Origin of the sequence: Sphingobium subterraneum (genome assembly GCF_014199435.1) — a bacterium.
Taxonomy (GTDB): Bacteria; Pseudomonadota; Alphaproteobacteria; order Sphingomonadales; family Sphingomonadaceae; genus Sphingobium; species Sphingobium subterraneum.
In genome coordinates this window covers 255,256-278,261 of the sequence record NZ_JACIJP010000001.1, presented here as the reverse complement: position 1 = coordinate 278,261, position 23,006 = coordinate 255,256, and the positions used below count along the sequence as shown (strand labels likewise).

The window sequence follows — 23,006 nt, the reverse complement described above, 5'->3', positions numbered from 1 at the left end:
CCTCGACATGACGACAGACACCGTTCCGGGCGACGCGGCTGTCGCCCAGCACAAGATGACGACACGCAATGTGAACGTCTATTATGGCGCCAAACAGGCGATCAAAGATGTGTCGATCGATATCGACATGGACAATGTCACCGCCTTCATCGGCCCATCGGGCTGCGGCAAATCCACCTTCCTGCGGACCCTCAACCGCATGAACGACACGGTCGCCAGCGCCCGCGTCACCGGAGAAATCACACTCGATGGAGAGGACATCTATGCGTCCTCGATGGACGTTGTGCAGTTGCGTGCTCGGGTTGGGATGGTGTTCCAGAAACCGAACCCGTTCCCCAAGTCGATCTACGACAACATCGCTTATGGCCCGCGTATCCACGGCCTCGCCACAAGCAAGGCGGACCTTGACGTGATCGTCGAAAGTTCGCTGCGCCGTGCCGGCCTGTGGGATGAGGTGAAGGACCGCCTGCGTGACAGCGGCACCGCTCTTTCGGGCGGGCAGCAGCAGCGCTTGTGTATCGGCCGCGCCATCGCGGTCGAGCCGGAAGTGATCCTGATGGACGAACCTTGCTCGGCGCTCGACCCTATCGCGACTGCCAAGATCGAGGAGCTGATCCACGCGCTACGTGGTCGCTACGCCATCGTCATCGTGACTCACAATATGCAGCAGGCCGCCCGCGTTTCGCAGCGCACAGCCTTTTTCCACCTGGGCGATCTCGTCGAATATGGCGTCACCACCGACATCTTCACCAATCCGCGCGAAGAACGCACCAAGGATTACATCACCGGCCGCTACGGCTGAGCCGCGTCGAAGGAGCAGAACACATGGCTGAACAGCATACCGTCTCCGCGTTTGACGACGAAATCAATCGCCTGCGCGGCTTGGTTGCCGAAATGGGTGGCCGCGTTGAGCTCGCACTTGACGAAGCGATGCAGGCGCTCGTCAAACAGGAACCGGGCCTTGCCGAGCGCGTCATCGAAGGCGATCTGCGCGTCGATGCGCTCGAGGCCGAGGTCGAAAAGTTGGTCGTGCAGATCATTGCCCTGCGCGCGCCCATGGCGAACGATCTGCGAGAAGTGATCGCTGCGCTGAAGATCGTCGGCGTGATCGAGCGGATTGGTGATTATGCCAAGAACATCGCCAAGCGCTCGCGCCAGATCAGCGGTCACCGCACGATCGAACCGATTTCGCTGTTGCCGTCTATGGCGCAGATCGCCGGGGAAATGGTTCACGACGCGCTCGACGCCTTCGCAACACGCAACGCCGTGCTGGCGTCTGCCGTGATCGAACGGGATGTGCTGGTCGACAATTTCTATAACAGCATCTTCCGGACGCTCGTCACCTATATGGTCGAAAATCCCAAGACGATCAGTGAGTGCGCGCACCTGCTGTTTGTGGCCAAGAATATCGAGCGTATCGGTGATCACGCCACCAACGTCGCCGAAATGGTCTATTATGCCGCGACGGGCGAATATCTTCCCGAACGCGACCGCGCCGCGCTGGCGGAGGGGTAAAGGGAGAGGGGAGGCGTCGTCACGTGACCCTCGCATAAATCCTCAACACCGGTTAACAGGTCGTTATGACCCGTTATCCCGTCAAAGTGCGCCTGCTAGCGGCCTGCCTTTCGGCGCTGGCGGGGTATATTGATGCGATCGGGTTTCTGGGCACGGGTGGCTTCTTCGTTTCCTTCATGAGCGGAAACTCGACCCGGCTCGGCGTTGGCCTTGCGCTCAGTGGACATTTTGCGGTGATTGCGGGTGCGCTGGTGGCTGCATTCGTCGCCGGGGTGGTTGGAGCCTCGCTGCTCGGCCGCGCGGCAAGAACCCACCGACCGCGCGCGATCCTGACGCTGGTTGCCGGTGCTCTAACACTCGGTGCTGCACTGGCCGGGATAGCGCCTCCGCTGGTAACCTTCGCTCTGGTTGCCTTTGCCATGGGCGCCGAGAACATGATTTTCGAGAGCGACGGCGAAGTGCGGTTCGGACTGACATATATGACCGGCACGCTGGTAAAGGTCGGCCAGAAGATTGCAGCGGCGCTAGCGGGAGGCGATCGATGGGCCTGGGCGCCATTTCTGCTGCTCTGGTCGGGTCTGATCGGCGGCGGTGTACTCGGTGCTATCAGCTATGCGTATCTCGGCGTCGCTGGCCTATGGCCTGCGGCCTGTGCAGCATTTCTTCTGGCAGTTGTGATTGGCCGGGTGCCGTTTCACGGCGACCATACAACGCAAGCTGCGTCACACTGAATTTAACATAATATATATTATCGGACTTAATGATGTCATCCTCCACAGGCCCTTTCGATATCAGCCCGCTCGTTACGATCATGGAACGGCTCCGCGACCCTGATAGCGGCTGTCCATGGGATGTCGCCCAGTCCTTCGCGACGATCGTGCCCTATACAATTGAAGAAGCTTATGAGGTCGCCGACGCCATTGCGCAGAATGACATGGTGGCGCTCCGTGACGAACTTGGTGACCTGCTGCTTCAGGTCGTGTTTCACGCGCGTATGGCTCAAGAAGCTGGCCACTTCACCTTGGGCGATGTCATCGCCAGCATCTGCGCGAAAATGACCCGCCGCCATCCCCATGTATTCGGCGATGGAACCGCATCCCCCGGCTGGGAAGCCATCAAGGCCGCGGAGCGTCGGGAGAAGTCCGATACCGATTCGAGCGCGCTCGCGGGTGTTGCCGCGGCGCTGCCTGCGTTGCTGCGCGCCGAAAAACTCCAAAAGCGTGCCGCACGCACCGGTTTCGATTGGCCGGACAGCCAAGGCGTGGTCGCCAAGATCCATGAGGAACTCGCTGAAGTGGCCGGTGCAACAAGCGCAACCGAGCGGCATGAGGAAATTGGTGACCTGCTTTTTGCCGTGGTCAATCTCGCCCGCCATTCCGGCGTGGATCCGGAAGCTGCACTGCGCGACGCCAACGGGAAATTTGGCCGCCGTTTTCGTGCCATGGAGCGAGCGGCTGGCGATGCATTCGCGGCACTCGATCTGGATGCCAAAGAAGCGCTCTGGCAGAGCGTCAAGGCCGCCGAACGTACCTGATACGCCCTACCGACGTGACAAAAACCGCGCATAGGCCGGTTCAGACAGCCGGACGGCCAGATGCATCGTCTGTTCGCCCGCATGGCTCGACAACACCTCGCCATGCTCATGCAGCCATGCGACCGCCGCGCCGTCATTCACTGCCACATCGATCTGATGCACATCATTGCCAGCCGTCATCCGGTCGCTGATTACCCGCTGGAGCCGGTCTATTCCTTCGCCGCTTACAGCGGAGATCAGCACCGCATCCCCTTCCCTCTGCGCCGCATGTTCCAGTTCTGTTCTGATTTCTGCGTCGAGGAGGTCGATCTTGTTCCACGCTTCCAGATAGTCCGGCCCGCCCTCGCCCGCTTCATCACCGAGCACCCCCAGCTCGCCCAGCACATCCATGACATCCGCCCGTTGTGCTTCGGTATCCGGATGCGCGATGTCCCGTACATGCACGATCAGGTCGGCGAACATCACCTCTTCGAGCGTCGCCCGGAATGCGGCGACAAGCTGCGTCGGCAAATCGGACACAAACCCCACGGTATCGGACAGAATAGCCTTATCGAGACCTGGCAAAGCGATCTGACGCATGGTCGGGTCAAGCGTCGCGAAGAGCATGTCTTGCGCCATGACCGTCGCGCCCGTCATCCGATTGAAAAGACTGGATTTCCCAGCATTGGTGTAGCCCACGAGCGCAATCACCGGCCAGGGCGCCCGTTGCCGCCGGGCGCGGTGCAGGCCGCGGGTTCGCGTCACCTGATCCAGTTCACGCCGGATGCGCGCCATTCGGTCGCGGATCATGCGCCGGTCTGCCTCGATCTGCGTTTCGCCGGGACCACCCAGAAAGCCGAAACCGCCGCGCTGCCGCTCAAGATGGGTCCAGCTGCGCACCAGCCGCCCCGCCTGATAATCGAGATGCGCCAGCTCCACCTGCAGGCGCCCCTCATTCGTCGCTGCGCGTTCCCCGAAAATCTCCAGGATCAACCCGGTCCGGTCGATGACCTTCGCCTCGCACGCCTTTTCAAGGTTGCTCTGCTGCACGGGACTCAACGCATTGTCGACGACGACAAGCTCGGCTCCATGCTGGCGGACGAGATCGGTGATCTGCTCCACCTGCCCGCTGCCGAACAGGGTCGCGGGCTTGACCTGCCGCACGCGAAAAGCCTGCGACGCCTTGACGTCGATGCCAATGGCAACCGCAAGGCCCTGTGCCTCCGCCAGCCGTGCATCAACATCGCGCCGGTCAAAGCCAGGAACGTCGGCACGCACGATAATAGCCGGCGCGCCCCGGGCCACATCGTCGCTGCTGTCGCGTTCAAATACACTCATGGCTGATCACCGGACGTTGGCACCTGCCCCCCGGCAAAGCATGGAAAAGCTCAGTCCTGATCGTCCTCGCCTTCAGCCGAGAGATCGAGCGGGCGCGAGGGCTGCACGGTCGATATCGCATGCTTGTAAACAAGCTGAACCATGGAATCGCGTTCCAGCAGCATGCAGAACAGATCAAACGCCGCGATTTCGCCCTGAAGCATCACGCCATTGACCAGGAACATCGTCACGCTGTCGCCCGAGCGACGCACCGCCGTCAGGAAAATTTCCTGCAACAGCTTGGACTTGCGATCCGATGCCGCATAAGCCGCGCGCACTTCCGTCAGGTCGACGGACTGAGAGGGCATCACGGTGGAAATTGCGTGCTTATATACCAGCTGGGACTGGCCATCGCGTCGAAGGAGCACCGAGAAATTGTCGAACCAGGTGATGATGCCCTGCAGCTTCACACCTTTTACCAGGAACATGGTGACCGGCGTCTTCGACTTGCGCAAAGTGTTCAGGAAAATGTCCTGAAGGTTGTTGGATTTATCGGCCATGTGATCCAGCCTTTCCTTATTGGCGGGATGTTACCCGCTCTTGCACCCATGCCGGGCGTCGTGCTTTCCCGGCGCTACCCGCCGAGACTCGTCTTTCATATCGCAGGTGCGAACAGACGTCCATCACCTTTCCGGCCCACATCTCTCAATTAATTGGCCGTCGGATAGCCATCATTCCTTGTCGTCGGATATTCCCAGCAATTTCAGTTTACGATGCAGCGCCGAACGCTCCATTCCGATAAATGTTGCCGTGCGGGAGATATTGCCCGAAAAGCGCTTGATCTGAATACGCAGATATTCCCGCTCGAAGCTCTCGCGCGCTTCGCGCAGGGGAGCACCCATGATGGCGCTCTGGCCGACGCTTTCCCCTCCTCCGCCGGACGTCGTTTCGGACGGCAGCATGTCGAGCTCGATCCGGGAAATCCGCTCGGTCGGCGCAAGTATCATTGTGCGCTCGATCACATTGCGCAGCTGACGGACGTTGCCCGGCCATTCCACCGCCTGTAGCGCCGCCATGGCGTCGCTCGCGACCTCAGGCGTCGGCACGCGCCGTTCAGCGGCGAAGCGGGCGATGTAATGCTCTACCAGAGGAGGGATATCGTCGCGCCTCTCGCTCAGGGGCGGAATGACCAGCGGAACGACGTTGAGGCGATAGAATAGATCCTCGCGGAACCGCTTTTCCTCAATCTCCTTCAGCAGGTCGGTCGCGGTAGAGGAGATGACCCGCACGTCGACCTTTACCTGCCGCTGGCCGCTGACCCGCGTAAAACTCTGGTCGGTCAGCACGCGCAGGATTTTTGCCTGTGTCGTCAGCGGCATGTCCGAGATTTCATCGAGATACAGCGTGCCGGTGTGGGCCTGTTCCAGAAATCCCGGCCGAACAAGGCCGCTGGGATCTTCCACACCGAACAATTCTTCCTCGACCCGTTCCGGGTCCATGCGTGCCGCCGCAACAATGATAAAGGGCGCTGTCGACCGGCTGCTCCAGTTGTGGAGCATGCGCGCCGCCACTTCCTTGCCTACGCCGGCCGGTCCGGAAATCAGCACACGGCTGCCGGTGGCGGCCACCTTCTTGATGGTGGCGCGCACGGCGTTGATGGCGCTGCTGTTGCCGGTCAGCTCGTCATCCTGCCCCACCTTCGCGCGCAGGTCCTGGTTCTCACGCCGCAACCGCTCCGTTTCCGTCGCCCGCGCGACAAGATGGAGCAGCCGGTCGGCCTCAAACGGCTTTTCGATGAAGTCGATTGCACCCTTGCGTATGGCGGCGACGGCCGTGTCGATATTGCCGTGGCCCGAAATCATGAGGACCGGGATCGACGGGTCGCGCCGCTTGATCTCCTCGAGGATTTCCAGCCCGTCCATGCGCGAGCCCTGCAGCCACACGTCGAGCAGCACCAGCGAAGGCCGCCGCGCCGCCAGCGCATCGAGCGCGGCATCGGCATTCGCGGCGGTGCGCGTCCCATAGCCCTCATCTTCCAGGACACCGGCGACGAGGTCGCGGATATCCTCTTCATCGTCGACGATTAGAATATCAAGCGCCATTGGCTGTCATTGCTCCCATGGATGGTTCTTCCTGATCCTCGTCAAGCCGGGCGAGGAATTCCGGATTCAGACATATGCGCACCCGTGTTCCGCCATCGGGCGCGTCGTGAAACGTCATACTGCCGCCATGCTCCTCGATAATCTTGTGCACGATCGCGAGGCCAAGGCCGGTGCCCTTTGTCCGTGTGGTCATATAAGGCTCAATGATGCGTTCGCGTTCCGCAGGCAGGCCAATACCGTTGTCGGTCAGCTCCAGTATGAGCTCGTCCGGTGCATGCGCGGCCAACGTCATCCGGATCTCTCCGCGCGGCAGCGCCCCTGTAACCGTGCGCGCCTCAACGGCCTCCACCGCGTTCTTGACGATGTTGGTAAGCGCCTGCGTCATCTGCCGCCGGTCGCACACGACGTCCTCGACCGGCCCGAACGCCTCGAAAGAGAAGCGGACATCCGGATGGGCCACTTCATGGAGGAACATGGAATGGCGGGCGATATCCGCAAGGGATTCAGGGCGAAACACGGGCTTGGGCATACGCGCGAACGACGAAAATTCGTCGACGATGCGCCGCAAGTCCCCCACCTGCCGAACAATCGTGCCGGTAAGGCGCGTGAAGGTGGCGGGATCGCTCGCAATTTCTTCCACATAGCGGCGCTGCAGGCGCTCGGCGGCCAGTTGGATGGGCGTCAAGGGGTTCTTGATTTCATGCGCAATCCGGCGGGCAACGTCCGACCATGCCGCGCGCCGCTGATCGGAAAGCTGTTGGGTGATATCGTCGAAGGTCAGCACATGACCGGATGGATCCCGCGCGATTTTGACGGCGAGCGTCCGCAGTTCCCCATGCGCGTGCACCTGCACGATGTCCGCCGCTTTTTCCTCGTCGAGCATGTCGGCAAGCTCGACGGAGATCTCCCGCAGATGCCGATCCTGCATGACACCGCGGTCGGCAAGGATTGTCTGTGCCGAGCTGTTGTGCAGCCGGACATGCTGATCGTGATCGACCGCAACGACTCCCGCCGTTACACCCGAAAGGATCGCCTCGATAAAGGCGCGCCGGTTTTCAAGCTGGCTGTTCGCTGACACCAGCGCTCCGGTCTGCGCCTCAAGCCGCTGCGTCATGCGGTTGAACGCGCTCGCCAGCGTCCCGATTTCGTCGCGCGCATGCGGGCCGGACACACGCGTCGACAGATCGCCCTCCGTGATCCGCCGCGCCGCGTCGACCAGCTCATTCACCGGTCGCACCAGCCGATCCGCGACGCCCAGGGCAATCCAAACGGCGATACCGATGAGCATCAGCGACCCGATATACAGCGCGACGTTGAACTGAAGCTGCAACTGCCGGGACTGCTTGGAAAAGCTGTCGTAATCCGCCAGCACGGCCTGCGCACGCTCCACCTGACTGAACGCGGGCGCATCGGAATCACGCGTGGCGTAGAGGTATATCTGCCGATCCGGGTACAGCAAGGTCACTGCCTCGATCTGATCGGGCCGGGCACGCACAACGACGTCTTCGCCCTTCGCGAGGCGGCCGATCACGTCACGCGTCAGGATCTCGGTTGCGGGGCGGCGGTCCGGATCCACGGTCGCGGCCGTCCGCGCAACGCCGTCCTTGCCGATCTCGATGATGGCGGACCGATTGAGCTTCCGCGTAACGACTTGATAAATATAGCCTTCCGCAAAGGTCGGGCTGGTCACTTTCGACTGCCCAAGATAATCGCGCAGGTCGCTCGCCATCGTGAGGGTTTCGTCGCCGACCTCGCGCAAATTCTGCTCGTAATAGCCGCGTGCGAAGGTGCCCGCGTTTTGCAGCATTCCCCGCGCGCTGTCCGAAAACCAGAACTGCACGCCATATTGGAATAAAAGCGACGCGAATATCACCACGAGCAGCATCGGCACGCTCGCAATCAGCGAAAAGATCGCGACAAGGCGCACATGCAGCTGCCCATCGCTGCCGATGACCGAGCGCGCGGCTCTTCGGCGCGCGACTCTGCGCCCCAACAACACCAGCACCGCAATGGCAGGCACCAGGTTGGCGACGAGCAGCAGCGCGACGATCGGGGGGGTCAGCAAGGCCGATGACTGGTCCTGCCCTGCAACGAGCAGATATGTGCCGATTGCTACGGACACAAGCAGCACCAACGCACAGATTTCGGCCACCACAAAGAACCGCTGGGACTGCAGGAGATGCGACAGCACACGGCGGATGCGAATCATTGGCTGAGAGGTGCGCGACAATGCCTCGTTCATCGTTGCAACGATACAACAATGCCGTGCCAAATTAAACACATCAAATCAGATATTGCTGATCTCCATCTGCCGCAGCCGTGTCGGATCAAGGGCATAGTCGTTAAGCTTCTTGCGTAGCGTGTTGCGGTTGATACCCAGGAGGCTTGCGGCCCTGATCTGGTTTCCTTCCACCGCCAATAACGTCTCACGCAGCAGAACCGGTTCCACGATGGCAAGAAGGTCATCGTGCAAAACCCCCTCGCCCGCCGTCCCTGATATCGCGAGCCGACGCCGCGCCCATTCGCGCACAGCCACGTCGATGCCACCCAGTGTCGCACTGTCGCCCTCGACATTGGGCATCAGCAGGCCGAGATTCTGCCGCACCATGTCGGCGGAGATCACGTCCTCACGACTCAATACCGACATGCGTTGCATGACATTCTGGAGCTCGCGCACGTTGCCCGGCCAGTTGTAGAGCGTCAGCAACTGCGCCGCTTCACTATCGAGGGCCTTGCGAGGCAATCCGTCCTGCGCCGCCGTTTCCAGAAAATGGCGCGCGAGCAACGGGATATCATCGCGCCGTTCCCGAAGGCTGGGCAGGCTGATCGGCACCACATTGAGACGGTAGTAAAGATCCTCGCGGAAGCGGTTGTCAGCGATCAGGCGGGGCAGATCCTTGTTCGTCGCCGCGATGATGCGCACGTCGACCTTTACGGGACTTGACCCGCCGACCGTCGTCACCTCCCCGGACTGAAGCACGCGCAGCAACCGGGTCTGCGCTTCGAGCGGCATATCCCCGATCTCATCGAGAAAGAGCGTGCCTCCGTTGGCCTGCTCGAACTTGCCCGCCGTCCGGTTGAGCGCGCCGGTGAACGCCCCCTTCTCATACCCGAACAGGTCCGCCTCGATCAGCTCACGCGGGATGGCCGCCATGTTGACTGCGACGAACGGCCGGTCCCGCCGCTGTCCTAACCGGTGGATGGCTTGCGCTACCAGTTCCTTACCCGTGCCCGATTCGCCGAGTACCAGGATAGTAAGTTCGTTCGCCAGCACGCGCGCGATGGTGCGATACACTTCCTGCATCGCGGCGGACCGCCCCACGAGCGGAAGATCTTCTGTCGGGCCTTCCTCATCCTGGCTGTCACCCGTTGCGTGTTCAGTCTGCCGTCGCGAAACCAGCGCATCCCCCACGGCGCGGGTCAGCTCGTTGAGGTCGAAGGGCTTGGGCAGATATTCGAATGCGCCTTTCTCCGTCGCCCGCACCGCTGTGTTCAGGGTGTTCTGCGCGGACAGGATGATGATGCGGATCCGCGGATCGTCCTCCATGATGGTGACAATATCGTCGAGCCCATCCCCGTCGGGCAGCTTGATGTCGGTGACCAGAACCTCGGGATCGAAGCTGGAAAGCAGTTGTGTGCGTTCGGCGATCGTTCCGCCGATCTTCACGATATGCCCCGCGCGCCGCAGCGCTTCCCCCACGACAAGGCAGATCGCCTGATCATCGTCGATCACCAGGATACGGCCCGGAGCGATCGTCATACGGAAACTCCCATGGGTAAAAGCACGCGGAACGTCGTTTCTCCGCTGTTTCCGTCGCGCACATATTGGACAAAGCCGTTCATGTCCCGCGCCAGCTTGTCAACGAGCGCCAATCCGAGCCCCTGCCCGTCACGCTTACCGGAAATGAACGGATTGAACAGATGTTCCTGAATGGACTCGGGCACGCCCGGCCCGTTGTCGATCACCAATATTTCGATCGGCAAAATCGCGCTGCCCTTCGTTCCTCCCAGCATAACCGAGACGCCATGGCGGAACGCGGTCTCGATACGAATCGACGGCTTTTTTGATCCGTCAAGCGCTTCCGCGGCGTTCTTCAGCAGGTTGATCATGATCTGCACCAGGGCATCGCGATTGCACAGGGCGGGCGGCAGCGATGGATCGTAGCGGCGCACGATCTGCACCTTGTCCGCAAACCCGGCTGCTGCCAGTTCGGCGGCGCGATCGAGCAGCGGGTAGATGTTCTCCGGCTCGCACTCCAGCTCGCGCTCGGTGGTGAAGTCCTGCATCCGGTCGATCAACGCGGCAATCCGGTCCACCTCGTTGCAGATGAGCTGCGTCAGCGCCGCGCCACTTTCCCCCGCTCCGGCTTCCAGCAGTTGCGCCGCACCACGAATGCCCGACAGCGGGTTTTTGATCTCATGCGCCAGGATCGCGGCCGCGCCCATGGCCGACTGCGTGCCGCCCGTGGTGCGCCGCACGCCGATTTTATGCGCCTGGCTTTGGCCGTGGATCGACACCACGCGCCAGCCTTCCCGGTCGATGAGAGGGGCGATGATGAGGTCGGCCTTGATCGTCGCGGATCGCCCAGCATGGATTTCTATATCATAGGCCGCGACCGGGTTGGGCGACTGCCAGATGTCGAAGCGCGCGGCCATGTCGGCCAGACGGATCGTCCGCGCGACGTCGCTCCCGACAATCGCGGAGCGCGCCATGTTGAGAAGGGTTTCCGCGCTTACATTCGCATCGGTGATCTTGTTGCTGGCGTCGATTACCAGCACCGCAACACCCAGCGCCGCGATCAGCTCAGTCGCTTCCGGCCCGCCCTGGACCGTACGAGGAAGATGGCGCCGCCGGTCCGGCTCGCTCATGCCGCCGCGCGCGTCAACAACGGCTCGTAAAAGCGCGCCAACATGTCGAGTACCGTGCGGCTGTCCGGCACGCGGTTGACGTCATTCCGGAACTCAGCCGAACCGTTCAGCCCTTTGGTATACCAGCCGATATGCTTGCGCGCCATGTTGACGCCGGTGACTTCACCATAATGGTCGAGCATCGCGCGATAATGATCCACGATCAGTGCATATTGTTCGTCGATAGAGGGATCAGCGCGGCGCTGACCGGTGGCGAGCCAGTGCATCACCTGCCCGAGTAGCCACGGCCGGCCATAGGCGCCCCGCCCGATCATCAGCCCGTCCGCGCCGCTCTGTTCGAGCGCCTGATCGGCATCCTCGATCGAGCAGATGTCGCCATTGACGATCACAGGGATTTTCACCGCCTCTTTCACGCTGCGCACGAACGCCCAGTCCGCGCTGCCCTTGTACATCTGGTTGCGGGTACGGCCATGGACGGTGATCATCTTCGCGCCGAGATCCTGCGCGATCCGGGCGAGTTCCGGCGCATTGAGGCTGCTATGGTCCCAGCCCATCCGCATCTTGACCGTTACGGGCACGTCCACGGCTTCTACCGTGGCCTTGATGAGCGCGGCAGCGAGCGGCAGGTCGCGCATAAGGGCGCTCCCCGCATCGCCGTTGACGACCTTCTTGACCGGGCAGCCCATGTTGATGTCGATGATCGCCGCGCCTTTGTCGGCGTTGAGCTTTGCGGCCTCCGCCATTTCCGCGGGCACACAACCGGCGAGCTGGAGCGAGACCGGTTCCTCAACCGGATGCCAGGCGGCCTTCTGCATCGACTGGCGCGTCTGGCGGATCATCGCGGGCGACGCGATCATCTCCGTTACGTTGAGGCCCGACCCATAGCGGCGCACCAGCGTGCGGAAGGGCATGTCCGTCACACCGGTCATCGGTGCGAGGATCACGGGCGATTGCACCGTCACCGGGCCGATCTGAATGGGAGAAAGCGCGCGCATCGTCTGCCTGCCTAAAAAACAGGCACGCCATAGCGCCATCGCGCATCGGGAGCAAGGGCGGAACCGACGAACGCACATATCGTCAAAGTGCTGGCGTGGGGAAAGGGGTTGAGCTAAAGGCCCGCCGCATGCAGGGGAAGGCCGCCGCCATCATCGTTGCCGCCGGGCAAGGCTCGCGCGCAGGTGGCGCTTTGCCCAAGCAATTTGCAATATTGGGTGGCCTGCCTGTGCTTGCACACAGCGCCCGTGCGCTCACAGAGCATCCTGCCATTGGCCAGGTCTTCGTTGTCATCGGTGAAGGTCAAGAAAATTGGGCGCGTGCGGCCCTCTCCTCGTTGGCCGTCGCGCCAACACTGGTGACGGGCGGGGCAACCCGTCAGCTTTCCGTTCAAGCGGGGTTGTCAGCTGTCCGAGCGAATGGCCGCTGTTACCGGGTTCTCATCCATGATGCCGCTCGGCCGTTTCTCCATCCGGCGGTGATCGACCGACTGCTCAATGCTCTTGAGCACGACAAGGGCGCGATTCCCGTCCTGCCTGTCGTCGACACATTGGCGCGCGGTGCGAACGCGGTGCTGGGCGATGGAGTCGATCGGGATCGGCTCTATCGTGTTCAGACACCACAAGCATTTCATCTGGACGTCATATGGGCGGCGCACCATGCGGGAAGCACAATGGATGCGACGGACGACGCCGGTCTGGTACGCAGCCTCGGCCACGCAGTCGCCCTTGTCGAAGGAGACAGTGCACTGGAAAAGCTCACTCATCCCGCCGACTTCGCCCGCGCGCAGGCGCAATTGTCCGCGAGGTTGATGCCCCGCACGGGCATGGGGTATGATGTGCATCGGTTGGTCGAGGGCAAGCCGTTATGGCTCGGCGGCGTCGAAATCCCCCATGATCGAGGCCTGTCCGGGCATAGCGACGCCGATGTTGCGCTCCATGCGCTCGTTGATGCGCTGCTGGGCGCACTCGCAGAGGGCGATATCGGCACCCATTTTCCCCCATCCGATCCGCAATGGCGCGGTGCGGCCTCGCACCGCTTCCTCAGCTTCGCGCGCGAACGGGTCGAGGCGCGCGGCGGTCGCATCACCCATGTCGACCTTACCATCATCTGCGAAGCGCCGAAAATCGGGCCGCACCGCGATGCTATCCGCACCCGCATTGCGGAACTTCTTGCTCTTTCTCCCGATCGTGTGAGCGTGAAGGCAACCACGACCGAGCAACTGGGTTTTACCGGAAGGGCCGAGGGAATTGCAGCGCATGCAATCGCCACCATCCTGTTACCGGACTTATAAGGCACATCACATGACCCAAAGCATCCTCGCCCCCGAGCTGGTCGAACTCGCCGCGCGCGTTGTCGCGGCCAACCGGCGGATCGGGCGCACGATCTCGGTTGCGGAAAGCTGCACCGGGGGCCTTGTCTCCGCCGCGATTACGGAAATCCCGGGATCGTCGGAAGTGTTTGAAGCCGGATTCGTCACCTATTCCAATGAGATAAAAAGCGAACTTCTCAAAGTGTCGCAGGACGTTCTGGAAACCTTCGGCGCTGTGTCCATCGCCACCGCGTGGGCCATGGCGCAGGGCGCGCTCCACAAGAGCCATGCCCAGGTCGCCGTGGCCATCACCGGCATTGCGGGGCCCGCGGGCGGGAGCGAACAGAAACCGGTCGGCACCGTCGTTTTCGCCCGGGCCGAACGTGGCGAGAGCCCCGACAAGGTCGTCGCCGACATGCGCACGTTCGAAAATAACGGCCGTTCCGGTATCCGGCTTCAGGCGGCGCTGTGCGCGCTCGAACTGCTGTTGCCTGACTCCGACGGACCATAAAGCGCCGCAGCCCGATCCTCGAACGCGCCTATCATCTTGCGGAGCGCTACGTCGAACATCTGCCCGGCAATTGCCTCGAACAGGCGGTTCTTGAAGGCGAAGTCCACTTCGAAATCCACCAGCACGCCGCCCTGCCCGTCCGACCGGAACGTCCAGTCGTTGGTGAGATGCTTGAGGGGGCCATCGAGATAGTCGACATGCACCGATTCCGGTCGCACTTTCCGCACGCGCGACGTGAACGTTTCCCGCAGCCCCTTGAACCCGACAATCATGTCGGCGACCATTTCCGTCGTGCTGTTGGACCGCACCCGGATCGCACTGACCCACGGCAGGAATATTTCGTAGGACTGCACGTCCGCGACCAGATCGAACATCTGTTCCGGACTGTAAGGCAGGTGTCGCGTCTCGTTATGCCGGGGCATGACCGCCTGCCGCCGCGCCTGCTTTTGCCAGCTTCGCTTCCCGCGCCGCCCGCATCTGTGCGAAGTCCTCGCCCGCATGATAGCTCGACCGGGTAAGCGGGCTGGCCGCCACCTGCAGGAAGCCCTTCGCGCGCGCGATGGCAGCATAGCCTCCAAATGCGGCGGGCGTCACGAACTCGATGACCTTGGTGTGCTTGGGGGTGGGCTGAAGATACTGGCCCATCGTCAGGAAATCGATGTCGGCCGAGCGCATATCGTCCATCACCTGATGCACTTCCAGCCGCTCCTCGCCCAGCCCGAGCATGATGCCGGACTTGGTGAAGATCGAGGGATCGAGCCGCTTGACGGTTTCCAGCAGCCGCAGCGAGGCATAATAGCGCGCCCCGGGGCGGATCGTCGGATAGAGGCGCGGCACGGTTTCCAGATTATGGTTGTAGACATCCGGCCGAGCCGCGACGATCGCTTCCACCGCCGCCATATGCTTGTTACGGAAATCGGGCGTCAGGATCTCGATCGTCGTGTTCGGCGTCGTGCGACGCAGTGCCTCGATGACTTTCACGAACTGCCCCGCCCCGCCGTCCGGCAGGTCATCCCGGTCGACCGACGTGATGACAATATGCTCCAGCCCCATTTCCGCGGCGGCATCGGCCAGGTTCTGCGGCTCGGCAGGATCGACCCTGCGCGGCATGCCGGTCTTGACGTTGCAGAAGGCGCAGGCGCGCGTGCACACGTCGCCCAGGATCATCACCGTGGCGTGCTTTTTCGTCCAGCACTCTCCGATGTTTGGGCAGGCAGCCTCCTCGCATACCGTCGCGAGGCCTTTTTCCCGCATCAGGCGCTTGGTTTCGGCATAGCCCGCACTGGTGGGGGCCTTGACACGGATCCAGTCAGGCTTGCGGACGCGCGGCGCACTTTCCGCCACGACAGGGGTTGCATTATCGCTCATCGCGTTCAGATAGCGTTCGGCACCGGCACTTGCCAGTGCAGATTGCATCGCGAGGAGGGATAATGACCGATTTTGCCGACATGCTGAACGGATATCGTCGCTTTCGTCAGACCGGATGGCAGCAGCAGCGCGAGCGGTGGGATGAACTGCGCGACGGGCAGAGCCCCAAGGTGATGATCATCGCTTGTTCGGACAGCCGGGTCGATCCGACGCAGATTTTCGATACTAATCCCGGCGAAACCTTTGTCGTGCGCAATGTCGCCGCACTGGTTCCGCCGTACGAGCAGACCCCCGGCCACCATGGCGTCTCTGCCGCGCTGGAATTTGCGGTGCAGGTGCTCGGAGTGTCGGAAATCCTCGTCATGGGCCATGGGCTGTGCGGTGGCTGCAACGCGGCGCTGACGCAGGAGTTGAAGGACGCGCCGCGCGGCGCTGGCGGTTTCGTCGCCGACTGGATCCGCATGCTCGATGAACCACGCGCGCGGGTGCTGGCGCACTATGGCCATGATCACAGCCGCGATGCCCAGCGTGCCATGGAAAACGAAGCCGTGCGGCTCAGCCTCACCAATCTGCGTACCTTCCCGTGGATTGCCGAGAAAGAAGCCGCCGGCACGCTCCGTTTGATCGGCGCGCGCTTCGCGATAAGCGATGGCGTCCTGCATATTCTGGACGAGGCGTCAGGAGAATTCGCTCCCGCCTGATCCACGCATCTTGAACCTGTCGGGGCGAGCGCCAGATTAGGCGCTCCCTTCGGCAGGAGATCAGCGATGCGCATGACCGGCAATACAATTTTGATCACCGGCGGCGGATCCGGCATCGGACGGGGCCTCGCCGAAGCGTTTCATCGCCTAGGCAACCGGGTGATCATCACCGGCCGCCGGACCTCTGTCCTGGACGAAGTGGTCGCCGCCAACCCCGGCATGATCCGTTATGCACTCGACGTGACCGATCCCGCCGCGATCGCAGAATTCGGGAGGCAGGTGGTCGCGGACAACCCTGAACTCAACGTGCTCATCAACAATGCGGGGATGATGGAGCGTGATGAGCTGACGCCCGATGCGCTCGATCTCCCGGCGAGTGAGGCGACCATCATCACCAATCTGCTGGGGCCGGTTCGCATGACGGCCGCGCTTCTACCACATATGCGGGGGCAGCCAAACGCAGCGATTGTCAATGTGACGTCAGGTCTTGCTTTCGTTCCGCTTGCCAACACGGCGGCTTATTCCGCGACCAAGGCGGGATTGCATAGCTACACCCTTTCCTTGCGGCGACAACTGGAGGCCAGCGGGGTTGAGGTCATTGAGCTGGCCCCGCCTGGCGTGCAGACCGACCTGACCCCCGGACAGTCGAGCTTCGCTGCTTACATGCCGCTCGACGCATTTATCGATGAGGTCATGACCCTTTTCGCGCAGGAGCCGACGCCCGACGAGATTCTCGTCACCAACGTTAAGCGCCTGCGCCATGCCGAGGCGGACGGGACCTTCGACAAGATGTTCGCCCTCCTGAACCCGCCGCACGGCTGAGCGGCGCGGAGGGAAAGCCTTACCGCGTCAGTTTCTTGTAGGCGAGGCGGGTCGGCCGGTCGGCGGCATCGCCCAGGCGGCGGCGCTTGTCTTCCTCATAGCTCTCGAAATTGCCTTCGAACCATTCGACATGGCTATCCCCCTCAAACGCAAGGATGTGCGTCGCGAGGCGATCGAGGAAGAAGCGATCGTGGCTGATGACCACGGCGCAACCCGCAAATTCTTCCAGCGCTTCTTCGAGAGCGCGCAGCGTTTCGACGTCGAGGTCATTGGTCGGTTCGTCGAGCAGCAGCACGTTGCCGCCCTCTTTCAGCATCTTGGCGAGGTGGACGCGGTTGCGCTCACCGCCCGACAGCTGACCGACCTTCTTTTGCTGGTCCGGCCCCTTGAAGTTGAAGGCGCCAACATAGGCGCGGGTCTGAATCTCGTGCTTGCCGATCGTCATCAGGTCATGCCCGCCTGAGATTTCCTCCCAAACATTGTGATTGGCGTCGAGGGAATCGCGGCTCTGGTCAACATAACCCAGCTGTACCGTCTCGCCGACCTCGATCGTGCCGCTGTCGGGCTGTTCCTGCCCGGTGATGAGGCGAAACAAGGTCGATTTACCCGCACCATTCGGCCCGATCACCCCGACGATGCCGCCGGGGGGCAGCAGGAATTCAAGGTTCTCGAACAGCAGCTTGTCGCCGTAGGACTTGGTGAGCCCCTTGGCCTCAATGACTTTGCCGCCCAGGCGCTTGGGCGTCTGGATAACGATCTGCGCCTTGCCCGGTGCGCGATTTTCCTGCCGCTCGACCAGTTCGTCGAACGCGCGGATACGCGCCTTGCTTTTGGTCTGGCGCGCCTTGGGCGACTGACGGATCCACTCCAGCTCTTCCTTGATCGCCTTCTGGCGACCGGCGTCTTCGCGCTCTTCCAGCTCCATGCGCTTGGCCTTGGCGTCGAGCCAGTTGGAATAGTTGCCCTCATAGGGGATACCGCGCCCGCGATCGAGTTCGAGCACCCAGCCCACGACATTATCGAGGAAATAGCGGTCATGGGTGACGAGGATGACGTTGCCGGCATAGTTGATCAGATGCTGTTCCAGCCACTGCACGCTTTCCGCGTCGAGATGGTTGGTCGGTTCGTCGAGCAGCAGGATGTCGGGCTTTTCGAGCAGCAGGCGGCACAGCGCGATGCGGCGCTTTTCACCGCCGGACAGATTTTCCACCGCCCAGTCACCCGGCGGGCAGCGCAGCGCTTCCATCGCGATTTCGAGCTGGTTGTCGAGCGTCCACCCGTCGACCGCGTCGATCTTTTCCTGCAACTCGCCCATTTCGGTCATCAGCGCGTCGAAATCGCAATCCTCTGGCGGATCGCCCATGATCTCACTGATCTTGTTGAACCGCTCCATCATGTCCGCGACGGGGCGCACGCCGTCCATCACGTTTTCCTTGACCGTCTTGCTGTTGTCGAGCTGAGGCTCCTGCGCAAGATAGCCGACGCGCAACCCCTCCGCCGCCCAGGCCTCGCCCTGGAAATCGGTGTCCATGCCGGCCATGACCTTCATCAGGGTCGACTTACCCGCACCGTTGACGCCGATGATCGCGATCTTCGTGCCTGGCAGAAACTGAAGATGGATGTTGTTGAAAAGCGGCTTGTTCGCGCCGGGGAAGGTCTTGGTCAGACCTTTCATGACAAAACTGTACTGGACGGCCATCAGGCAGACTCCGAAACAAAGGCATATGGGATGTTGGCGCCCGGTTACTCCAGCGGGCATGCATTGGCAAATCCGGAAATGCTCCTTATGCTCCGCCCATGAAAATTAGCTCTTTTCGCGTCCTTGGTCTGCTGCTGTGTTCGGCAGTCCTTCCTTCCGCCCCTGTCTTCGCGCAAGCCCCGCCAGGCTCCTCTGATGTCGCGTCCCTACGCGCGCAGGCGCTGGGCGATACGGTGGCGTGGGACATCGTCGAGGGGATCACGACCGAAGTCGGTCCGCGCCCTGCGGCCAGTCCTAAAGAAGCGCTCGCCCGGGAATGGGCCGTTGCCGAACTGAAATCCTTGGGGTTCGCGAATGTCCGGAGCGAACCATATACCATGAAGGCGTGGGTACGGGGTGAGGAACGCGCGCAGGTCGTCGCGCCGTTCGAGCAGCCGCTCGTCATTGCCACGCTGGGCAACAGCGGCTCGACAGGACCCAAAGGGCTGGACGCGGAAGTCGTCCTGTTTTCCGATCTTGCTGCGCTGACTGCGGCGCCGGATGGCAGTCTTAAAGGCAAGATCGCCTATGTCACCCACACGATGAAGGCCAACCAGGATGGATCGGGCTATGGCCCTTACGGGCAGGTCCGCCGCGCTGGTCCCAATATTGCGGCCAAGAAGGGGGCAAGCGCGATTCTTATCCGCTCCATCGGCACGGACAGCCATCGCGTTGCGCATACGGGCGTCACCACTTTCGAACCGGGTGTCACACCCATTCCCGCCGCCGCGCTTTCCATACCCGATGCCGACAATATCGAACGGATGGCCAAGCGCGGCAAGCCGTTGCGCGTTCATCTGCTGCTGACGCCAAAGATCCTCGAAAACCAGCCGTCCGGCAATGTCATCGCTGAAGTACCCGGTTCCGACCCGGATGCGGGCATCATCGTCGTGGCCGGGCATCTCGACAGCTGGGATCAGGGAACCGGTGCGGTCGACGACGGCGCTGGCATCGCCATCGTCGCTGCGGCGGCCAAGCGCATCATGGACGCGGGTCAGCCCCGGCGGACAATCCGCATTTTGTGGGCTGGTGCAGAAGAAGTCGGCGGCGACGGCGCGCGTGCCTATTTCGCCCGGCACAGCAGCGAGAAACATGTACTGGCCATGGAATCCGATTTCGGTGCGGACCGGGTGTGGCGGGTCAACTTCGCCCTGCCCGAAAGCGCCAAGGCGGTGCAAGAACGCATCAGTGCCGCACTGGCACCATTAGGGATTGTGGTCGGGCATGACAAAGCTGGTGACGGCGCCGACATCGAGCCGCTTATCGCGTCTGGCGTGTCGGGAATCGATCTTGGACAAGAGGGGACACGTTATTTTGATCTGCACCACACGCCCGATGACACGTTGGACAAGATCGACCCGGCCCAGCTCGCGCAAAACGTTGCAGCATGGGTGACAGTCCTTGCCGTCGCCGCAAATGCGCAAGAGCCCTTGCGTTGATAGCATACTTCTATAGTAGACAACGGGTCGTCGCATGATTCATGCGGTTCGTCGGCGGCAAAAAAAAGTTGATTTGTGCATTGCACCCGTTATTGCGGGCACTCGCGTAGGACAAATTACGAGTTTGCATGCGCGGAACATGCTATGGGAGCCTACTAAGATGAAGAAAATCGCTGTTGTTTTCGCTTCGGCCGGCCTTCTGGCTCTTGCCGCTTGCGGTGAGAAGCCTGCTGAAGAAGCCAACAACGCCAACGCCGTTGTCGAGAACGTTGTTGTCGACAACGCCATGAACGCGGTTGCCAACGCTTCGAACGTTGCGGAAAACGCCACGAACGCTGCTAACGCAACGAACGCGATGTAATTTCGCTTCTGCGAAACATCAAAGGAGGGTGGCCGCTACCAGCGCGCCACCCTTTTTTGTGCCTGGCATGTTTGCTCGGATCTCGGCTTAACGCCCGTCCGTTTTTCCCGGCGCAACTCCGGTCCGCTCCAGAAACTGCTCGATCGTGCGCCAGCTATGGACATTGGTACCCTCCCCCGCAAAGCGGTGCGTCTGGCCGGGATAGAGCATCACCTCGAACGGTCGTGCCTTCGCCTGCATCGCGCTCATGAACGCCGTGGAATGCTCCAGCACCACATTGTCGTCAGCCATGCCGTGAATAAGCAGCAGTGGATCGGCGATCTTTTCGACATCGGCCAGAGCGTTCGCCGCGGGATAGGCGCTGTTCTTCGCCTTCGGATCACCCAGATACCGCTCCGTATAATGGGTGTCGTAAAGCTCCCACTTCGTCACCGGCGCACCTGACACGCCCGCTGCAAACAGCCCTGGCGCCTTCTCCAGCAGCTTGATCGTCAGATAGCCGCCATAGGACCAGCCATAGGTTGCAATCCGCGCCGGATCGACAAATTCCTGTGCCTTGAGCCAGTTCACTCCGGCGACCTGATCCTCGACCTCGACAGTGCCCATGGCGCGATAGAGCGCGTCCTCGAACGCCTTGCCGCGATCGGGCGTGCCACGATTGTCGATGGCGAACACCACCCAGCCTTGCTGCACAAGATATTGCTGGATGGCGCCGCCCCACTGGTTCGTGACCTGTCGTCCGGCGCCTGGCCCGCCGTAGTGGATCATGAACACGGGATGGCGCGTGCCCGCCGCGCCTTTGGGCATCAGCAGCTTGTAGTGAAGCGGTGTTCCGTCCACGGCCTTGATCGTGCCGAACTGCGTGCGAGCGTGCGCCTGTAGATAGGGCGCATAGGGATGCCGAGCATCAAGCGCATTCTCGGACAGCCAGCGCAACCGTTTGCCCTCCGTATCCGCAAGGTAGACCTGCATCGGCTGCTCGCTGTTCGACCGGCTGACGATCAGACGCGTCGCCCGCCCATCCATGACGGCCGCGTTCCAATATCCCGACCCGGTGAGCTGGCGCGGCGCGGCGTAGCGATCGATCGGTGCGCTGAAAACCTGCTGTTCCAGCGGGTTCTGCGCATTGCTGGTAAAATATACCAGCCCACGCGCCTCATCGAGACCGACGACATCGGCGACCTCCCCTTCCCCCTTGGTCAGCTCGGTCCACTTCCCGTTCTTCACGCGGTAGAGTTGCCCCTGCCCGCCCCGTTCCGACCACCACAGGAAGCTGCCATCGTTCAGAGGCCGAAAGTTGTTCGACAGGTTGATCCAGGTCTTCGCGGTCTCGGTCAGCACAATTCTCGACGCGCCCGTCGCGGGATCGACCGCCAGCAGATCAAGCCGTTTCTGATCCCGACTTTCGCGTTGCACGTAGAGCGTGCGCCCATCTTTCGCCCAGTTCACCCGCGCCAGATAGATGTCCCGCTCCGGTCCCAGATCAACCTTCACCCGGCCCGATCCGTCCGGGTTCATCACATAGAGATCAACCACCGCATTGGGCGTGCCTGCGGCCGGATAGCGCTGCGCGAAAATCTTTGTGCCCTCCGCGCCGATGGCTGCGCGATTGACGATCCCGACACCGCTTTCATCGACCCGCGCCACGGCAATCCGGCTGTCGTCCGGCGACCACCAGTGCCCGGTGAAACGATCCATCTCCTCCTGCGCGACAAATTCCGCGACGCCCCAGCTCAGCGTCTCGCTCGCGTCACTGGTCAATTGCTTCTCGGTCCGGTCCGCGATCCGCGTGACGAAGACATTGCCGTCCCGCACGGAGGAGAGGAAAGTGCCCTTGGGGCTGACCGTCGCATTCAACGCGCCCTGTGGACTGTTGGTCAGGCGGACGACGCCGCCCGACAAGTCCGCCAGAAACAGGTCGCCATCGATCGGCACCAGGATATGCTTGCCGTCTGCGGCCCAGTCATAGCTGACGATGCCGCGTGTTCCGCCAATGCGCGCGCGCTCACGCTGCATCTTTTCCGCCTCGGACAGTTCCGCCCCGCTCCCGAGCTTAAGCGAATCGACCAGCATGCGTTCCGCGCCCGTGGTCGTGTCGATCGCCCAGAGGTCATAACGCTCGCGGTCATCCGCGCGATTGCGCAGCAGGGTAACGAGCGTTCCGTCCGGCGACAACTTGACGCCGCGCGGCTGCGCTCCGGCGAGATCGGGGCTGGCGAAAATGCGCTCCAGCGTAAGAGGGCGAGGTGCGGGCATGGCATCCTTGGCGTTCACGGGCGAGCTCCCCCAGAACGCCAGCCCGGCCAGCAGGAGGACAAGAGCAGTACGGAGTGGGGGGTGGCGAACAGGATGCATCCCTTCTTCTATCATCGGTTGCACGGCAGAAAAGCCCTATGCGGCGGAACGCGGACGCGATGCAAGACATTGACCCGTTCGTTCTCTGCC

Annotated in this window: 21 protein-coding genes; 10 read left to right on the top strand and 11 right to left on the bottom strand. The window is 62.0% G+C overall.

Translation table 11 applies throughout. The features are described from left to right. Positions 1-7 precede the first annotated feature (7 nt). From pstB to mazG, 4 genes are all read left to right on the top strand, one after another. A complete protein-coding gene (gene pstB / locus FHS92_RS01350; RefSeq protein WP_184076822.1) occupies positions 8-802 on the top strand; it encodes a phosphate ABC transporter ATP-binding protein PstB in 795 nt (264 codons plus the stop codon). 23 nt (positions 803-825) lie between these two features. Beyond that, positions 826-1,515, top strand: coding sequence for a phosphate signaling complex protein PhoU (phoU, locus tag FHS92_RS01345; RefSeq protein ID WP_184076821.1), 690 nt, complete (start codon positions 826-828; stop codon positions 1,513-1,515). Positions 1,516-1,580: 65 nt separating this feature from the next. After that, a complete protein-coding gene (locus FHS92_RS01340) occupies positions 1,581-2,246 on the top strand; it encodes a YoaK family protein (RefSeq protein WP_184076819.1) in 666 nt (221 codons plus the stop codon). Positions 2,247-2,278: 32 nt separating this feature from the next. Then, positions 2,279-3,049 carry a nucleoside triphosphate pyrophosphohydrolase gene (gene mazG / locus FHS92_RS01335; RefSeq protein ID WP_425506214.1) on the top strand — a complete coding sequence of 257 codons (771 nt, stop codon included), beginning with the start codon at positions 2,279-2,281 and terminating at the stop codon, positions 3,047-3,049. A gap of 6 nt (positions 3,050-3,055) precedes the next feature. On the opposite strand, the gene hflX is transcribed toward mazG, so the two are convergent. From hflX to dusB, 7 genes are all read right to left on the bottom strand, one after another. Further along, positions 3,056-4,366 carry a GTPase HflX gene (gene hflX, locus FHS92_RS01330; protein ID WP_184076815.1) on the bottom strand — a complete coding sequence of 437 codons (1,311 nt, stop codon included), beginning with the start codon at positions 4,364-4,366 and terminating at the stop codon, positions 3,056-3,058. Between the two features lie 50 nt (positions 4,367-4,416). Further along, the gene (gene hfq, locus FHS92_RS01325; RefSeq protein ID WP_281377761.1) at positions 4,417-4,914 is read right to left on the bottom strand and encodes an RNA chaperone Hfq; all 498 of its coding nucleotides are present in this window, start codon (positions 4,912-4,914) and stop codon (positions 4,417-4,419) included. A 162-nt stretch (positions 4,915-5,076) separates the two neighbouring features. Then, complete coding sequence (gene ntrX, locus FHS92_RS01320; RefSeq protein ID WP_184076811.1) at positions 5,077-6,447, bottom strand: nitrogen assimilation response regulator NtrX; 1,371 nt, start codon at positions 6,445-6,447, stop codon at positions 5,077-5,079. Then, positions 6,437-8,635 (bottom strand): sensor histidine kinase, encoded by a 2,199-nt coding sequence (locus FHS92_RS01315; RefSeq protein WP_425506230.1) that lies wholly within the window; start codon positions 8,633-8,635, stop codon positions 6,437-6,439. The genes ntrX and FHS92_RS01315 overlap by 11 nt, the downstream gene beginning before the upstream one ends. Positions 8,636-8,734: 99 nt before the next feature. Next, complete coding sequence (ntrC, locus tag FHS92_RS01310) at positions 8,735-10,207, bottom strand: nitrogen regulation protein NR(I) (protein ID WP_184076807.1); 1,473 nt, start codon at positions 10,205-10,207, stop codon at positions 8,735-8,737. Further along, positions 10,204-11,316 carry a two-component system sensor histidine kinase NtrB gene (locus FHS92_RS01305; protein ID WP_184076805.1) on the bottom strand — a complete coding sequence of 371 codons (1,113 nt, stop codon included), beginning with the start codon at positions 11,314-11,316 and terminating at the stop codon, positions 10,204-10,206. The genes ntrC and FHS92_RS01305 overlap by 4 nt, the downstream gene beginning before the upstream one ends. Beyond that, positions 11,313-12,311, bottom strand: coding sequence for a tRNA dihydrouridine synthase DusB (gene dusB / locus FHS92_RS01300; RefSeq protein WP_184076804.1), 999 nt, complete (start codon positions 12,309-12,311; stop codon positions 11,313-11,315). Before dusB ends, FHS92_RS01305 begins: the two co-directional genes overlap by 4 nt. A 128-nt stretch (positions 12,312-12,439) precedes the next feature. On the opposite strand from dusB, the gene FHS92_RS01295 reads away from it, so the two are divergent. Both FHS92_RS01295 and FHS92_RS01290 read left to right on the top strand, forming a co-directional pair. Then, positions 12,440-13,603: a bifunctional 2-C-methyl-D-erythritol 4-phosphate cytidylyltransferase/2-C-methyl-D-erythritol 2,4-cyclodiphosphate synthase gene (locus tag FHS92_RS01295; protein ID WP_184076802.1), complete on the top strand. Its 1,164-nt coding sequence runs from the start codon at positions 12,440-12,442 to the stop codon at positions 13,601-13,603. A 10-nt stretch (positions 13,604-13,613) separates the two neighbouring features. Continuing rightward, positions 13,614-14,132, top strand: a complete 519-nt coding sequence (locus FHS92_RS01290; RefSeq protein WP_184076800.1) for a CinA family protein — start codon at positions 13,614-13,616, stop codon at positions 14,130-14,132. On the opposite strand, the gene FHS92_RS01285 is transcribed toward FHS92_RS01290, so the two are convergent. Together FHS92_RS01285 and lipA are read right to left on the bottom strand one after the other, a co-directional pair. Next, on the bottom strand, positions 14,078-14,554 hold the full coding sequence (locus FHS92_RS01285) for a type II toxin-antitoxin system RatA family toxin (RefSeq protein WP_184076797.1): 477 nt from the start codon (positions 14,552-14,554) through the stop codon (positions 14,078-14,080). The two genes, FHS92_RS01290 and FHS92_RS01285, sit on opposite strands and share 55 nt — an antisense overlap. Further along, positions 14,541-15,548: a lipoyl synthase gene (gene lipA, locus FHS92_RS01280; RefSeq protein ID WP_184076795.1), complete on the bottom strand. Its 1,008-nt coding sequence runs from the start codon at positions 15,546-15,548 to the stop codon at positions 14,541-14,543. Before lipA ends, FHS92_RS01285 begins: the two co-directional genes overlap by 14 nt. A gap of 14 nt (positions 15,549-15,562) precedes the next feature. On the opposite strand from lipA, the gene FHS92_RS01275 reads away from it, so the two are divergent. Beyond that, positions 15,563-16,201 (top strand): carbonic anhydrase, encoded by a 639-nt coding sequence (locus tag FHS92_RS01275; protein ID WP_184076793.1) that lies wholly within the window; start codon positions 15,563-15,565, stop codon positions 16,199-16,201. 66 nt (positions 16,202-16,267) lie between these two features. Beyond that, the gene (locus FHS92_RS01270; protein WP_184076791.1) at positions 16,268-17,023 is read left to right on the top strand and encodes an SDR family oxidoreductase; all 756 of its coding nucleotides are present in this window, start codon (positions 16,268-16,270) and stop codon (positions 17,021-17,023) included. A gap of 19 nt (positions 17,024-17,042) precedes the next feature. On the opposite strand, the gene ettA is transcribed toward FHS92_RS01270, so the two are convergent. Next, entirely contained in the window at positions 17,043-18,722 is a 1,680-nt protein-coding gene (gene ettA / locus FHS92_RS01265; protein WP_184076789.1) for an energy-dependent translational throttle protein EttA, read from the bottom strand. Between the two features lie 98 nt (positions 18,723-18,820). Here ettA and FHS92_RS01260 point away from each other — a divergent pair, with 98 nt between their 5' ends. Further along, complete coding sequence (locus FHS92_RS01260; protein WP_184076787.1) at positions 18,821-20,200, top strand: M20/M25/M40 family metallo-hydrolase; 1,380 nt, start codon at positions 18,821-18,823, stop codon at positions 20,198-20,200. Positions 20,201-20,360: 160 nt separating this feature from the next. After that, entirely contained in the window at positions 20,361-20,561 is a 201-nt protein-coding gene (locus FHS92_RS01255; protein WP_184076785.1) for a hypothetical protein, read from the top strand. A gap of 87 nt (positions 20,562-20,648) precedes the next feature. Here FHS92_RS01255 and FHS92_RS01250 read toward each other — a convergent pair whose 3' ends face one another. Beyond that, positions 20,649-22,817, bottom strand: a complete 2,169-nt coding sequence (locus tag FHS92_RS01250; RefSeq protein WP_184078664.1) for a S9 family peptidase — start codon at positions 22,815-22,817, stop codon at positions 20,649-20,651. Positions 22,818-23,006 lie beyond the last annotated feature (189 nt).

Bases quoted from the DNA above. Each gene is read 5' to 3' on its own strand.
- pstB (WP_184076822.1), top strand. From the start codon at position 8: ATGACGACAGACACCGTTCCGGGCGACGCGGCTGTCGCCCAGCACAAG.
- phoU (WP_184076821.1), top strand. From the start codon at position 826: ATGGCTGAACAGCATACCGTCTCCGCGTTTGACGACGAAATCAATCGC.
- FHS92_RS01340 (WP_184076819.1), top strand. From the start codon at position 1,581: ATGACCCGTTATCCCGTCAAAGTGCGCCTGCTAGCGGCCTGCCTTTCG.
- mazG (WP_425506214.1), top strand. From the start codon at position 2,279: ATGTCATCCTCCACAGGCCCTTTCGATATCAGCCCGCTCGTTACGATC.
- hflX (WP_184076815.1), bottom strand. From the start codon at position 4,366: ATGAGTGTATTTGAACGCGACAGCAGCGACGATGTGGCCCGGGGCGCG.
- ntrX (WP_184076811.1), bottom strand. From the start codon at position 6,447: ATGGCGCTTGATATTCTAATCGTCGACGATGAAGAGGATATCCGCGAC.
- ntrC (WP_184076807.1), bottom strand. From the start codon at position 10,207: ATGACGATCGCTCCGGGCCGTATCCTGGTGATCGACGATGATCAGGCG.
- FHS92_RS01305 (WP_184076805.1), bottom strand. From the start codon at position 11,316: ATGAGCGAGCCGGACCGGCGGCGCCATCTTCCTCGTACGGTCCAGGGC.
- dusB (WP_184076804.1), bottom strand. From the start codon at position 12,311: ATGCGCGCGCTTTCTCCCATTCAGATCGGCCCGGTGACGGTGCAATCG.
- FHS92_RS01295 (WP_184076802.1), top strand. From the start codon at position 12,440: ATGCAGGGGAAGGCCGCCGCCATCATCGTTGCCGCCGGGCAAGGCTCG.
- FHS92_RS01290 (WP_184076800.1), top strand. From the start codon at position 13,614: ATGACCCAAAGCATCCTCGCCCCCGAGCTGGTCGAACTCGCCGCGCGC.
- FHS92_RS01285 (WP_184076797.1), bottom strand. From the start codon at position 14,554: ATGCCCCGGCATAACGAGACGCGACACCTGCCTTACAGTCCGGAACAG.
- lipA (WP_184076795.1), bottom strand. From the start codon at position 15,548: ATGCAATCTGCACTGGCAAGTGCCGGTGCCGAACGCTATCTGAACGCG.
- FHS92_RS01275 (WP_184076793.1), top strand. From the start codon at position 15,563: ATGACCGATTTTGCCGACATGCTGAACGGATATCGTCGCTTTCGTCAG.
- FHS92_RS01270 (WP_184076791.1), top strand. From the start codon at position 16,268: ATGCGCATGACCGGCAATACAATTTTGATCACCGGCGGCGGATCCGGC.
- ettA (WP_184076789.1), bottom strand. From the start codon at position 18,722: ATGGCCGTCCAGTACAGTTTTGTCATGAAAGGTCTGACCAAGACCTTC.
- FHS92_RS01260 (WP_184076787.1), top strand. From the start codon at position 18,821: ATGAAAATTAGCTCTTTTCGCGTCCTTGGTCTGCTGCTGTGTTCGGCA.
- FHS92_RS01255 (WP_184076785.1), top strand. From the start codon at position 20,361: ATGAAGAAAATCGCTGTTGTTTTCGCTTCGGCCGGCCTTCTGGCTCTT.
- FHS92_RS01250 (WP_184078664.1), bottom strand. From the start codon at position 22,817: ATGCCCGCACCTCGCCCTCTTACGCTGGAGCGCATTTTCGCCAGCCCC.